Origin of the sequence: Schaalia canis (genome assembly GCF_003858455.1) — a bacterium.
Lineage (GTDB): Bacteria > Actinomycetota > Actinomycetes > Actinomycetales > Actinomycetaceae > Pauljensenia > Pauljensenia canis.
In genome coordinates this window covers 308,881-322,076 of record NZ_RQZF01000003.1, presented here as the reverse complement: position 1 = coordinate 322,076, position 13,196 = coordinate 308,881, and the positions used below count along the sequence as shown (strand labels likewise).

Here is a 13,196-nt window from a genome sequence, read left to right as displayed (position 1 = left end):
GATGCTCTGCCCTCAGTTTCCCTCAGTGCCAGAGGGCGTGGCGCCCGCCGAAAACCTAGGGGTGTGGGTCTGAGCGGAAATTCTGAGCGGCAGATGCAGAGAGGCTTTCCGCGACTGCGATATTTTCCTGCCGTCCTTCCAGCTTTTCCTGATGCCTCGCCCTGGCGTCCGCCTCGTTTTGCGTATAGACGCTGGGGCCCCGGCCAACAGACCGGAGCCCCACGCGTGATGTCACATGAAATGCTGCTCAGATGTGCTCATCGTGGAATGAGCGGTGCGCGGCGCATGCCCCACCAAGTTGCCGCCGTCAGGAACAGGACCAACGCCGTAGTGGCAAGGTAGCCCACCAGGCCTTGTTCAAAGACAAATCCAAGCCCGACAGTCGCGATAATCAGGAGGACAACCAGGGGAACGATGTCAAGCGTGCGACCGCTGTGCAGGTAGAGCGTGGCGAAAGCGCCGCTGAGCAATGAGAAGATCGCAATGAAGAGCACGGCTGCAGCTACCCAGGTCCACCCGTGAGAAGCACCAATCTGAATATCGAAGGCCGTCTCCTCCAGGGAAAAGGCCGTCCTGAAGCCAAAGCTCATACGATCGTCGATGGTGGCGATCATTCCAGCAGGGGTAATCAACATGTGGAGGACACCCAGGAATGCGGTCAGGCCGAGGGCGGCCGCGATAGCCGCACAGTAGGAGACATAGAAGTCCCAACGTCGATCCCCAGCGTTGACGCTCACACGCAGCCATTGGGTGAGGACACTCCACGAGTAGATCGCCATGACCGCACCCGCCACCGTCAGCGAGCCATACCAGCCCACAATCGCCCCGCTAAACAGGGCCTTCCACACGCTATCGACCAGATAGTCATTGATGGTCAAAGGAGTGCCGTTCCTACTGGCCACCAGGTAGGTGCCCAAGGCAAAGACTGCGCCAATGGCCATCATGCCCAGGAAGATCCCCAGGGCTGTGCCCACGGCTGAGGGGACAAGAGCAAAAGGCTTCTTGATGGGAGCGTTGGTGTTCATCATGCCTCCATTTCGGTGGTGTCCACGCCAAGGGCCGTGACACATTCGTCAAAACTTACGCGCGCCTCGCAGGTGATGTCAGCGGGAAGGGTGCGGGGAGCCTGTCCGCGCAGAAGAAAACGCGTGAAAGAGCCAGCGTCGCGGCGGTCAAGCAGGGTGTACTCAGGGTGAGAATCAGTAAACGCCTGCACCTGCCGGGCCTCGCCGCTGACAGCGAAAACACTGCTGGTAATTTCCTCGGGAGTGCCCTGGGCCACCAGGCGGCCATACTCGATAATGACCGCCGAGGAAATAAGGCGCTCAACCTCGGCAATCAGATGGGTAGACAGGACGACGGTGCGCGGGTGCGCCTCGTGGTCGGTGAGCAACATGTCGTAGAAACGCTGGCGCGTGCGCGCATCCATGCCCAGTGTGACCTCGTCGAAGATTGTCACGGGTGCCCGGGATGCCAGGCCAATCGCGGCCGAGATTGCCGAGCGTTGCCCGCGTGAGAGGGCATCGACCTTCTTACTGAGGTCAATATTGAGCGGAGAAAGGAACTCATCGAAGAGGGCGCGCTCGAAGGTGGGGCGGAACTCAGCGTGGGTTTTGATGCTCTCGTCAAGGCTGAAATCCTTAAGGATCATATCGGCGCCCGTCCCTACCAGGGACACGTTGCCGGAGAAGTAATCCGTGCGGGTTTCCTCGCCAATGTGGATGGTGCCAGCAGAGGGGAAAAGCAGGCCGCCCATGAGGCTGAGCAAGGTCGTTTTGCCTGCGCCGTTGGAGCCGAAGAGGCCACTGATCTGGCCTGCCGGGAAGGATAGCGTCAGATTGTCGAGGGCAAGGGTGTTCCTGCCGTAACGGTAGGACAGCCCGGTTGCGCTCGCGGTAAGGGGCGTGGTCATGATGTCCTCCCTGTGAGTTCGGTGAAGTGGGTTCTGATGAGGTCGATGAGAGCCTCGGGGGTCATGCCAATGTCGGCTGCGCGGTTCAGTAGGGGAGCAAGGTGATCGTCAACGAAGGCTTCGCGGGCTCGTTGGTTGAGGCGATCGCGGGCTCCTGGGGCAACGAAGGTGCCGATGCCGCGGCGTTTTTCGAGGATGCCGCCGTCGATGAGGAGTGAGAAGCCTTTGGCGACGGTTGCGGGGTTAATGCGGTAGAGCGTGGAGTATTGGGTGGTTGACATCACCTGGTCTCCTTCCGTGAGTGCGCCCGTCAGGATTTGGTGTTCGAGGTCGTGGGCGATCTGGATGTAGATCGGTTGGGAGTCGTTATCGAACATGCTCACCTCCTTGGTTCGTTACATGACTAATGAACCATAGAACCAGTGAGCCTGTCAAGCGCTGACCGCGTTAGGAGGTAGGCGAGAGGAGGTTGAGCCTGGGCGGGTGGGAGGGTTCAGGGTGTCCGGGCAGGTTTTGTGACAGTTGTTGCACAGGATGCCAATTGTTGTGCTGTGTGACAGCTATACCTGCTCCATAAAGTCGCAAGTCCTCCACAGCGCAACAAACGTCACGTCATGCGGGGGTGGCGTGCCTGGTCGCGCGGCTGGTTGCGTGGCTGGACGAGGTGAGTCGCGCGGCTGGGAGGGGTGCTGGCCCGACTGGATGAGGGCGCAGGTTTGGCTGCTTGATAGGGGCAGCTTGCTGGGCAGGGGTAGTGGCTCAGATATGGAAAGATAGTGGCTATGACTGATGCCCCTTTGTCCACCAATGTGTACCTGGATAAAAAGCCTGAGCATATTGCCAGCCTCTTTGATCGCGTGGCCGCCCGCTATGACCTGAGTAATGCGCTACTCACCGGCGGCATGGATCAGGTGTGGTTGCGTGCCCTGCGTAATGCCGTTGGCCCCCAGGTGGGTGAAAAGATCCTTGATGTGGCTGCCGGGACCGGGGCATCCTCGGCAATTCTGGCTGAATCAGGGGCGCGGGTGATCGGGTGTGACATCTCTGAAGGCATGATCGAGGTTGGCCGGCAGCGTCATCCCGAGATCGAATTTGTCCTCGGCAACGCTATGGCCCTGGACTTTGAAGATGACACCTTCGATGCTGTCACCATCTGTTGGGGCTTGCGCAATATTCCCGAAACGGACACTGCTCTCAAAGAGATGCTGCGTGTGACCAAGCCTGGTGGACGCCTTGTCGTCTGTGAGTTCTCCACGCCCCCCAATGCTGCTTTCCGTGGACTCTATCGTGCGCATATGGAAACGGTGATGCCAGCAATTGCTCGCGTCTTTTCCTCTGACCCAGACGCCTACGACTACCTGGTTGAATCGATCCTGGCATGGCCCGATCAGGAGACGCTGGGGCGCATTATTCGTGAAGCGGGTTGGGATGACGTTGAGTATCGCAACCTCACCGGCGGTATTGCGGCACTGCATCGAGCGATTAAGCCCCTGGCGTGAGCGCTAAGTAGGCGTGAGCGCTAAGTAGGTGCGAGTCTCATATAGAGGCGTGTGTGAGGCGGCAGGGCAAGGTGTTCTGTCGCCTTTGCGTAGTGCCCGCACGGGTCTCACTGTGTGCGTCCAGTTCCTCTACTTTTCGTGCCGAGCGGAGGGGATTGCTGCGATCTGGTAGTGCTAAAGCCTCAGGGAGGGGCCATTTTTAGGCCAAAAGTCCTTGTCGTCGATAAGTGTGCGACTGACTTGTCTCACCTGGCCCTGAATAAGATAAGCATTCCCTTTCGCAAATGCTGATTCTTTGACCCCTGTGGCAGGCGAAAAAAGCGCGAAATAGCGGGAAAAACCTGCCGTGGTCATCGCCTCGCTGGAATGTCGCTAATCTTCATGAGGAACTTCGCTACATCATCAGCGTTGTTTGTGAACACTCGTGCAGCCGACGGGTTGCGCGTTCAGTCATGGAGGAAAACAGTGACGGGTGGGCTCGTGCGCTCCGCGCAAGCCGTCCGCGTCGACGTCAACGACGCCGCATGCGATTCCGCGCACCCTCATATCCCCATGACACCCCCTGTATCCGTGCAGAAACTGACTGAAGCTGCGCGCGTTCACAGGGGTTTTCGTGCATTAACAGCACATTCCAACGGTGACGCCGCCACTCACGTGCTGCCTGGGCGCATCCTCCGCGCACACGCCAGTGCTGACAGGCACAGCCTTCAATGGCCCGCCACGCCTCCACTGCGACCACCGGAGGACCCACTCCGTTCGCAACACCTGCGACAACCCCGGCGGCCCCATAGAGCCGCACCCCCGCATACTCCACTGACCCTGACCCGATCCCGCTGGGAGGAACAATGACGAATCCCTACTGGCCGCTTCTCATTATGTTTGCGGCCGCCCTGGTCCTGGCACTCGGTGGCCTGGGCGCTTCGGCGATCCTGGGTCCGACCAAGAAGAGCAAAATCAAGGCCGACAACTACGAATGTGGCGTTGATCCTTCTGGCCAGTACGCCGACGAGGGCCGCTTCCCCGTGCGCTACTACCTCGTTGCCATGACCTTCATCATCTTCGACATCGAAGTGGTCTTCATGTACCCGTGGGCGGTGAGCTTCAACATGCTCGGCCTATTCGGCTTGGGCGCGATGCTCACCTTCATTGCCCTGATCACGGTGCCCTACATCTACGAGTGGCGCCGCGGCGGTCTGGACTACTGAGGACAGGACTGAGGAAAAATAATGGGACTTGAAGAACACCTGCCAGCGGGCGTTGCCCTCACCAGCATCGAAAAGATGCTGGGCCTGGCTCGAAAGCACAGCCAGTGGCCCGTCACCATGGGTCTGGCATGCTGTGCCATCGAAATGATGGCCACCGCATCCCCTCGTTTCGACATGGCACGCTTTGGCCTGGAAGTTTTCCGCGCCTCGCCTCGCCACGCGGACCTGATGATCGTGTCGGGCCGACTCTCGCACAAGATGGCCCCCATCGTGCGTCGCGTCTACGACTCCATGCCCGAACCCAAGTGGGTTATCTCCATGGGTGCCTGCGCATCCTCGGGCGGCATGTTCAACAACTACGCGATCGTCCAGGGCGTCGACCACATCGTGCCCGTCGACGTGTACCTGCCCGGCTGCCCGCCCCGCCCCGAGGCCCTCATTCACGCGGTTTTGACCCTGCGTGAACAAATCGCCAACGAGCCCCTGGGCGTGCACCGCCGCGAGATCGCGCGCAAGGCCGAACAGGCCGCGCTGGCCGCCACCCCCACCCACCAGATGAAGGGACTGCTGGCATGAGCGACAACCTGCCCGAGGTCGCTTCCGTCGACCTGCCCGCCACCGGCGAGGCCACCCGCGGATTCGCCCATCCCGAAACCATCGCCCGCCGTCAAGGCTCCTTCGGTGTCAAGGATGCCGGCGACACCACCGGCTTTGGCGGCATGGTTGAAACCTTTGCCCTCCCCGGCGAAAGTGCCCGCCCCTACGGCGGCTGGTATGACACCGTGGTGGACATCCTCGAAGAATTGATTACCGAGGACGGTTTGGCCGTCGCTGAGGTCATCGAAAAGGTGACCATCGACCGCGATCAGCTCACCATCTTCATCGCTCGCGAACACATCCGCCGCGTCTGCCAGTACCTGCGTGACGACCAGGATCTTCGCTTTGAGCTGTGCCTGGGCACCAACGGTGCCCACTACCCGGCAGACCTTGGCCGTGAACTCCACGCCATCTACCCCCTGATGTCCGTCACCCACAACCGCATGCTGCGACTGGAAGTGACCTGCCCCGATGCAGACCCCCACATTCCCTCGGTGGTGGATATCTACCCGGCCAATGACTGGCAGGAGCGTGAAACCTGGGACCTCATCGGCATTGTCTTTGATGGACACCCGGCGTTGACCCGCACCGCCATGCCTGATGACTGGACCGGTCACCCGCAGCGTAAGGACTACCCCCTGGGTGGTATCCCCGTTGAATACAAGGGCGCCACAGTTCCGCCCGCCGACTCGCGGAGGTCGTACAACTGATGAGCGACGCACAGACTTTCAACACGCGCATCCACGCGCCTCAGTCGTCCCTGGGCATTGACGTTGACGAGATTCCCGAGGTCCTCGCCCAGGGCGGTGACTGGGAAGACGTCCTCGCTGAAATCGAAAAGATCTCCAGCGAACGTATCGTGCTCAATATGGGCCCCGTGCACCCCTCCACTCACGGCGTGCTTCGCCTCATCCTCGAACTTGATGGTGAAAAGGTGCGCGAAACCCGTGTCGACACCGGCTATCTGCACACCGGCATCGAAAAGAACATGGAGTACCGCACCTGGACCCAGGGCGTCACTTTCTGCACCCGCATGGACTACGTGGCACCCTTCTTCCAGGAAGTGGCCTACTGCCTGGGTGTTGAGCGACTGCTGGGCATCACCGACGACGTGCCCGAACGCGCCACGCTCATTCGCGTGATGCTCATGGAACTCAACCGCATTTCCTCCCACCTGGTGGCTATCGGCACCGGCGGTAACGAACTCGGTGCGACCACCATGTTCGGTATTGGCCTGCAGGGCCGCGAGGAAATCCTGCGTATCTTCGAACGCATTACCGGCCTGCGTATGAACCACGCCTACATCCGCCCCGGCGGTGTCGCACAGGACATGCCCGCAGGCACCGTTGAGTACGTGCGCGAAAAGCTGCCCCTGGTGCGCAAGGCTGTGGGGAAGCTTGAGGATCTCACGCAGGCCAACCCCATCTTCCATCAGCGTTTCGGCAAAGTCGGCTACATGCCCCTATCGGCCGTCATGGCCCTGGGCGCCACCGGCCCCATCGCCCGCGCTGCCGGTCTGCCCTTGGACCTGCGTAAGATGCAGCCCTACTGCGGATACGAAACCTACGAATTCGACGTGTGCACCCACGACGCGTCGGACGCTTTCGCCCGTACCCGCGTGCGTTTCGACGAGTGCTACCAGTCCCTGCGCATCCTCCACCAGGTCCTTGACCGCCTGGAGGCCTGCGAGGGCGCACCGACGATGGTGGGCGACGCCCAGATTGCTTGGCCTGCACGCCTGTCTGTCGGCAACGACGGCCAGGGCAACTCCCTGGAGCACATTGCTGAGATCATGGGCCGCTCCATGGAATCCCTCATCCACCACTTCAAGCTGGTCACCGAGGGCTTCCGCGTTCCTGCGGGCCAGGTCTACCAGACCGTTGAGCACTCCAAGGGCATTATGGGCGTCCACCTTGTCTCTGACGGTGGAACCCGCCCCTACCGCGCTCACTTCCGCGATCCTTCCTTCGCGAACCTTCAGTCCCTGGCCATGATGACCGAGGGCGGCCAGCTGGCCGACGTCGTTGTCTCTCTGGCCGCCATCGACCCGGTGCTGGGAGGCGTCGACCGATGAGCTACACGCAAGAAGTCGAGGCGCGCCTTCGCGCCGAAGCCGCCCAGATCATTGGGCGCTACCCCACGGGGCACGAGCGCAGCGCACTGCTGCCCATGCTCCACCTCGTCCAGTCCGAGGACGGCTACGTCTCAGCCGACGGCATCGCCCTGTGCGCTGATGTCCTGGGCCTGACCCGCCCCGAGGTGTCCGCTGTGGCCACCTTCTACACCCAGTACAAGCGTCACCCCAACGGCGACTACCTGGTGGGCGTGTGCACGAACTCCCTGTGTGCCGTTATGGGCGGCGACGAAATTTGGGAAGCCGTCTCTGAACACGTTGGCGTGGGTTCTGATGAGACCAGCGAGTCTGGGAAAATCACCCTTGAGCGCCTTGAATGTAACGCGGCCTGTGATTACGCCCCCGTGGTCATGGTGAACTGGGAGTTCTTCGATAACCAGACCCCTGAGTCGGCGATCGCCCTCGTTGATGATCTTGAGGCTGGCCGCCCTGTGCGTCCCACTCGCGGTCCCAACACGGTGGCAACCTTCAAGGAAATCGAGCACGTTCTGGCGGGCTTCCCTGACGGACGCGTCCACGAGGGCCCCTCCGCCGGTGAGGCCTCGCTGCTGGGCGTGCGTATCGCGGCTGAGAACGGCTGGACTGCACCGGTCGCCATTGAAGGCGCAGCCGACACTGCCTCTGAGAACTCCGAGAGCACGGAAGGACAGGCCTGATGACCACCTACTCTGCACCTTCCACCCTCACTCCCATCCTCTCCAAGGGCTGGGGCGAGGACCGCTCCTGGACCCTGGAGTCCTACCTGGCACGCGGTGGATACGAAGGCCTGAAGAAGGCCAACACCATGGAACCCGCCGACATTGTTGAGGCCGTGAAGGCTTCGGGTCTGCGCGGTCGAGGTGGCGCTGGCTTCCCCACCGGCCTGAAGTGGTCCTTCCTTCCCCCTGACGACGGCATGCCGCGTTACCTCGTGGTCAACGCTGACGAGTCCGAGCCGGGCACCTGCAAGGACATCCCCACCATCATGGCCAACCCCCACATCCTCGTGGAGGGCATGGCGATCACCTCGCGCGCGATTAACTGCACCCACGCCTTCGTCTACCTGCGTGGCGAGGTTGTCCACGTCTACCGTCGCCTCATGAACGCCATTGAGGAAGCCACTGCAGCAGGGCTGCTTGGCGATCTGAAAATCACCGCACACGCTGGTGCTGGCGCCTACATCTGTGGTGAGGAAACCGCACTGCTGGACTCCCTGGAAGGCTACCGTGGTCACCCCCGCCTCAAGCCTCCCTTCCCCGCAGTGGCAGGCCTGTACGCTCGCCCGACCGTCATTAACAACGTCGAGTCAGTGGCGCAGGTTCCCGGTATTTTCGCCAACTCTGTGGAGTGGTACACGGCTATGGGGACGGAAAAGTCCCGCGGCCACGGTATCTTCTCCGTCTCTGGCCATGTGACGAACCCCGGCCAGTTCGAGGCCCCCTTTGGCATCACCATGCGTGAACTCATCGAGATGGCCGGGGGTATCCGCGAGGGACACACCCTGAAGTTCTGGACTCCGGGTGGCTCCTCCACGCCACTGCTCACCGAAGAAGACCTCGACGTGCCCCTGGACTACGAGGCCGTCGGTGCCGCTGGTTCCATGCTGGCAACCCGCGCCCTGCAGGTCTTTGATGAGACGACATCGGTGGTGCGCGTCATTACCCGCTGGATCGAGTTCTACCAGCACGAATCCTGCGGTAAGTGCACGCCGTGTCGTGAAGGTACCTACTGGCTCAAGCAGATCATGCTTCGTCTGGAGGCCGGTAAGGGCCTGCCCGGCGATGTCGACCTGCTTGACGAGATTGCACACAATATCTTCGGCCGCAGCTTCTGCGCACTCGGCGATGCGGCAGCAACGCCGGTGATGAGCGGCATTAAGAAGTTCCGTGAGGAATTCGAGGCCGGACTGACCACGCCCGCTCGGGAACTCTTCCCGTACGAGCGCTCCGCTGTTTTCGCACGAGGAGGAGCACGATGACTGAGCCCACCACCATGGTGGACGTCACCATTGATGACGTGCAGCTAAGCGTCCCCGCTGGCACGCTCGTCATTCGCGCCGCCGAAGAGGCTGGCATTCGCATCCCGCGTTTCTGTGACCACCCGCTGCTGGCACCCGTGGCTGCCTGCCGCCAGTGCCTCGTTGAGGTCGGCATGCCCGACCGCAACACCGGCGAGGTGCGCTTCATGCCTAAGCCCCAGCCCTCGTGTGCGCAGACCGTCACCCCCGGTATGGTGATTAAGACCCAGGAAACCTCTGAGGTTGCCGCCGTCGCTCAGCGTGGCGTCATGGAGTTCCTGCTCATTAACCACCCCCTCGATTGCCCCATCTGCGATAAGGGTGGCGAGTGTCCCCTGCAGAACCAGGCAATGACCGACGGGCGCGCAACCTCGCGTTTCGCTGACGCTAAGCGCGCCTACCCCAAGCCCTTGCGCCTGACTAGCCACATTCTGCTGGACCGCGACCGCTGCATCCTCTGCCAGCGTTGCGTGCGTTTCGGCAAGGAAATCGCAGGCGACGCCTTCATTGATCTGCAGGGTCGTGGCGGCGGTTCGGCTCCGACCGACCACCACTACTTCATGGCTGAGCAGATTGGCTCCTTTGACACTCAGGTGCTCGACTTCCACCAGGATGGTGCTCACGGCGCTGCCCCGGCTGACATTTCGGGCCCCTACGGTCAGGCGGGCATTATTGGTTCAGCCAACTCCGGTGACATGCGCGAGTCGGACCGCGATCAGACGGGCCGCACCTTCGCTTCCTACTTCTCGGGCAATATCATCCAGATCTGCCCCGTGGGTGCCCTCACCGCCGCCTCCTACCGTTTCCGCGCTCGCCCCTTCGACTTGGTCTCCACCGCGTCGGTGACCGAGCATGACGCTTCGGGCGCTGCGATTCGCGTGGACGTGCGCCGTGGCGAGGTTGTCCGTCGTATGGCAGGCAATGACCCGCAGGTCAACGAAGAGTGGATCACCGACAAGGATCGCTTCGCCTTCGAATGGCACAATGTGGGCCGCCTGACCCAGCCTCTGGTTCGTGAGAACGGCGAGCTGGTTCCCACCTCATGGTCGGACGCTCTGCACCGGGCTGCTGAGGGCCTGAAGGCTGCTCGCGCCAAGGGCCGCGTGGGCTTCCTGCCCGGTGGCCGCCTGACTTTCGAGGACGCCTACGCGTGGTCGAAGTTCGCGCGTACTGTATTGAGTTCGGACGATATTGACTTCCGCTCCCGCACCCTCTCCGGTGAGGAACGCGCCTTCCTGTCCAACCGCGTGGCTGGTTCGGGCCTGGGCGTGACCTACACGGATGTGGAAAAGGGTGGGCAGGTCCTCCTCGTTGCTCTTGAGCCCGAGGACGAGGCCGGTTCCCTCTTCCTGCGTCTGCGTAAGGGCGTGCTCGCCGGCAGTGTGAAGGTTGCAACCGTCGCCCCCTTCACCACCGCTGGCTCACGCAAGCTCGGCGCTCAGGTGCTCCATGCAGCCCCAGGCACCGAGGTCGAGGTGCTCGCCTCTATCGCTGAAGGTGGCATCAACGCTGAACTTGCTGAGGCTTTGCGTGGCGGCATTATCCTCGTTGGTGAGCGCGCCGCACGGTCGGCTGGCCTGCTGACTGCCGTCGCTGAGTGCGCTGACCGTCTGGGCGCTCGCCTGCAGTGGGTGCCTCGCCGCGCTGGCGACCGCGCTGCTGTTGAGGCTGGCCTGCTGCCGGGTCTGCTGCCCTTTGGCCGTCCCGTGGAGGACGAGGCCGCCCGCGCTTCGCTGGGGTGGGCGAACCTGCCTGAGCAGCGTGGTTCTTGCGCTGCTGGGATCGTCAACCGCACCACCCAGGGTGAGATCACAGCCGTTGTTGTTGGCGGTGTTGATGACCGTGACTTCTGCTTCAACGATCCTGCGTTGAGCCTTGAAGGAGCTCTCACGGCCGCCGACTTCGTTGTTTCCCTTGAGGTGTGCGAATCTCCGGCCACTCAACTGGCCGACGTGGTGCTCCCCGTCGCTCCGGTTGTTGAGAAGCACGGCACCTTCATTAACTGGGAAGGCCGCCTGCGTCCCTTCGGTCAGGCTATCGCCGCCCGCTCCCTGAGCGACCGCGACGTCCTCGTGCGCCTGGCGCGTGAGTTTGGTGTGGATCTTGGCCTGGAGACACTGACGGACGTCTACGACGAGGTCAACCCCCTCATGTCCTGGACGGGTGCCCGCGTGGAGCCTCTTGCTGTTGAAGCCCCCGCTCCGACCGCTGTCGCTCCCGGTCAGGCACTACTGACCACGCACAAGCCGATGCTGGACGCTGGTCGTTTGCAGGCCGGCGCCCCTCAGCTTGCTGGTACCGCCCGCCGTTCGGTGGCCTTCGTGTCGCCTGCAACCTTGCAGGGCCTGGGCGTGGCAGAAGATGCCCGCGTTACTGTCACCAGTGAACGCGGTGCTATCACCCTTCCTGTTGAAGTGGCTGACCTGCCTGACGGCGTCGTGTGGGTCCCCGAATGTTCGCAGGATTCCTTCGTCCACACGTCACTGGGAGCTGCTGGCTCCATTGTGACCCTCACCGCTACAGCGGAGGTGGCCCGATGAACGCTCTTCCCTTCGAACTCCCCATGGCAGTTCAGAGCGCAGTTGCGGACTTTTCGCAGGAAACATGGTGGCTGACCCTGATTAAGGCTGTCTTCCTCATTGTTTTCCTCATCCTCAACGTGCTCATCGCCCTGTGGGTGGAACGTCGAGGCCTGGGCCGCATGCAGTCGCGTCCCGGCCCGAATGTGGCAGGCCCCTTCGGCTTGCTTCAGGCCATTGCTGACGCCGTGAAGCTGCTCTTCAAGGAAGACATGTGGACGCGTCGTTCGGATAAGTTCCTTTACCTGCTGGCTCCTGTCATTGCTGCCTTCTGCGCATTCAGCATCTTCGCCGTGATGCCGCTGGGTCCGAATGTCAATATCTTCGGCTACTCCACGCCGCTGCAAATGGCTGACATGCCCGTGGCTGTTCTCTACATCCTCGCAATGGCCTCCCTTGGCCTGTACGGCATCGTCCTGGGTGGCTGGTCGTCTCGTTCGACCCTGCCTCTGTATGGCGCTATCCGTTCTTCTGCGCAGGTGATTTCTTACGAACTGTCAATGGGTATGGCCCTGGTGTCCGTGTTCATCATGGCGGGCTCCATGTCGACCTCGCAGATCGTTGCCTCCCAGGAGAACGTGTGGTGGGCCTTCGCCCTCATGCCGGCCTTCATCGTCTACTGCATTTCTGCAGTCGGTGAAGTGAACCGTCTGCCCTTCGACCTTCCCGAAGCTGAAGGTGAAATCGTGGCAGGCCACATGACCGAATACTCCTCCATGAAGTTCGCCTGGTACTTCCTTTCCGAGTACGTCAACATGCTCAACGTCTCTGCCGTGGCTACCACCCTCTTCTTTGGCGGGTGGCGCGCACCGTGGCCGTTTAGCTACTTCGGCATCATGGATGGCGGCTGGTGGGGCATCCTGTGGTTCTTCCTCAAGATGTGGTTCTTCATGTTCCTCATGGTGTGGACCCGAGCTACACTCATGCGTTTCCGCTACGACCAGTTCATGGCCCTGGGCTGGAAACGCCTCATCCCCATCTCACTGGTGTGGATCGTTCTGGTGGCCATCTTGCGTGGCGTCACCAACTGGGTTGACGTCTCCTTGCCGGTCATCGCCGCCGTCATTGTCGGTGTCTTCGTCATCGCCCTCATCGTCGTGTGGTTCACCGACGGTGGCGAGGAAGAAGAGGACGAGGCTCCCGCCGATAAGCCCTTCGACGCCTTCGCTGACGGCTACCCGGTACCACCCCTGCCCGGACAGACACTGCCGCCCTCGCCTCGTGCGGGCCGCGCACCGATCGTTATTGAGGAGGCCTGATCGTGAGCGATAAGG

General features: G+C 61.7%; 12 protein-coding genes. 9 read left to right on the top strand and 3 right to left on the bottom strand.

Going from position 1 to position 13,196, the window contains the following annotated elements; translation table 11 throughout:
• Nucleotides 1-257: 257 nt before the first annotated feature.
• From EII11_RS05380 to EII11_RS05370, 3 genes are read right to left on the bottom strand one after another with little or no spacing between them, the layout of a single operon-like run.
• Nucleotides 258-1,028 (bottom strand): hypothetical protein, encoded by a 771-nt coding sequence (locus EII11_RS05380; RefSeq protein ID WP_124869670.1) that lies wholly within the window; start codon nt 1,026-1,028, stop codon nt 258-260.
• Nucleotides 1,025-1,912, bottom strand: a complete 888-nt coding sequence (locus tag EII11_RS05375; protein WP_124869668.1) for an ATP-binding cassette domain-containing protein — start codon at nt 1,910-1,912, stop codon at nt 1,025-1,027. Before EII11_RS05375 ends, EII11_RS05380 begins: the two co-directional genes overlap by 4 nt.
• Nucleotides 1,909-2,289: a GntR family transcriptional regulator gene (locus EII11_RS05370; protein ID WP_124869665.1), complete on the bottom strand. Its 381-nt coding sequence runs from the start codon at nt 2,287-2,289 to the stop codon at nt 1,909-1,911. Before EII11_RS05370 ends, EII11_RS05375 begins: the two co-directional genes overlap by 4 nt.
• 405 nt (nt 2,290-2,694) lie before the next feature.
• Between EII11_RS05370 and EII11_RS05365 the strand changes: the two genes are divergently transcribed.
• The 9 genes from EII11_RS05365 to nuoH all read left to right on the top strand — a co-directional run bounded on the left by EII11_RS05365 (nt 2,695) and on the right by nuoH (nt 13,181).
• Nucleotides 2,695-3,411 carry a class I SAM-dependent methyltransferase gene (locus EII11_RS05365; protein WP_124869662.1) on the top strand — a complete coding sequence of 239 codons (717 nt, stop codon included), beginning with the start codon at nt 2,695-2,697 and terminating at the stop codon, nt 3,409-3,411.
• Between the two features lie 845 nt (nt 3,412-4,256).
• Nucleotides 4,257-4,616, top strand: a complete 360-nt coding sequence (gene ndhC, locus EII11_RS05360) for an NADH-quinone oxidoreductase subunit A (RefSeq protein ID WP_124869659.1) — start codon at nt 4,257-4,259, stop codon at nt 4,614-4,616.
• Between the two features lie 21 nt (nt 4,617-4,637).
• Nucleotides 4,638-5,192 (top strand): NADH-quinone oxidoreductase subunit B, encoded by a 555-nt coding sequence (locus EII11_RS05355; protein ID WP_124869655.1) that lies wholly within the window; start codon nt 4,638-4,640, stop codon nt 5,190-5,192.
• The gene (locus tag EII11_RS05350) at nt 5,189-5,923 is read left to right on the top strand and encodes an NADH-quinone oxidoreductase subunit C (RefSeq protein ID WP_124869653.1); all 735 of its coding nucleotides are present in this window, start codon (nt 5,189-5,191) and stop codon (nt 5,921-5,923) included. The genes EII11_RS05355 and EII11_RS05350 overlap by 4 nt, the downstream gene beginning before the upstream one ends.
• Nucleotides 5,923-7,287, top strand: a complete 1,365-nt coding sequence (locus tag EII11_RS05345; protein WP_124869649.1) for an NADH-quinone oxidoreductase subunit D — start codon at nt 5,923-5,925, stop codon at nt 7,285-7,287. Before EII11_RS05350 ends, EII11_RS05345 begins: the two co-directional genes overlap by 1 nt.
• Complete coding sequence (gene nuoE / locus EII11_RS05340) at nt 7,284-8,003, top strand: NADH-quinone oxidoreductase subunit NuoE (RefSeq protein ID WP_124869646.1); 720 nt, start codon at nt 7,284-7,286, stop codon at nt 8,001-8,003. Before EII11_RS05345 ends, nuoE begins: the two co-directional genes overlap by 4 nt.
• Nucleotides 8,003-9,304: an NADH-quinone oxidoreductase subunit NuoF gene (gene nuoF / locus EII11_RS05335; RefSeq protein WP_124869644.1), complete on the top strand. Its 1,302-nt coding sequence runs from the start codon at nt 8,003-8,005 to the stop codon at nt 9,302-9,304. Before nuoE ends, nuoF begins: the two co-directional genes overlap by 1 nt.
• On the top strand, nt 9,301-11,883 hold the full coding sequence (locus EII11_RS05330; RefSeq protein ID WP_124869641.1) for an NADH-quinone oxidoreductase subunit G: 2,583 nt from the start codon (nt 9,301-9,303) through the stop codon (nt 11,881-11,883). The genes nuoF and EII11_RS05330 overlap by 4 nt, the downstream gene beginning before the upstream one ends.
• Entirely contained in the window at nt 11,880-13,181 is a 1,302-nt protein-coding gene (nuoH, locus tag EII11_RS05325; RefSeq protein ID WP_124869638.1) for an NADH-quinone oxidoreductase subunit NuoH, read from the top strand. Before EII11_RS05330 ends, nuoH begins: the two co-directional genes overlap by 4 nt.
• The last annotated feature ends 15 nt before the right edge of the window (nt 13,182-13,196 follow it).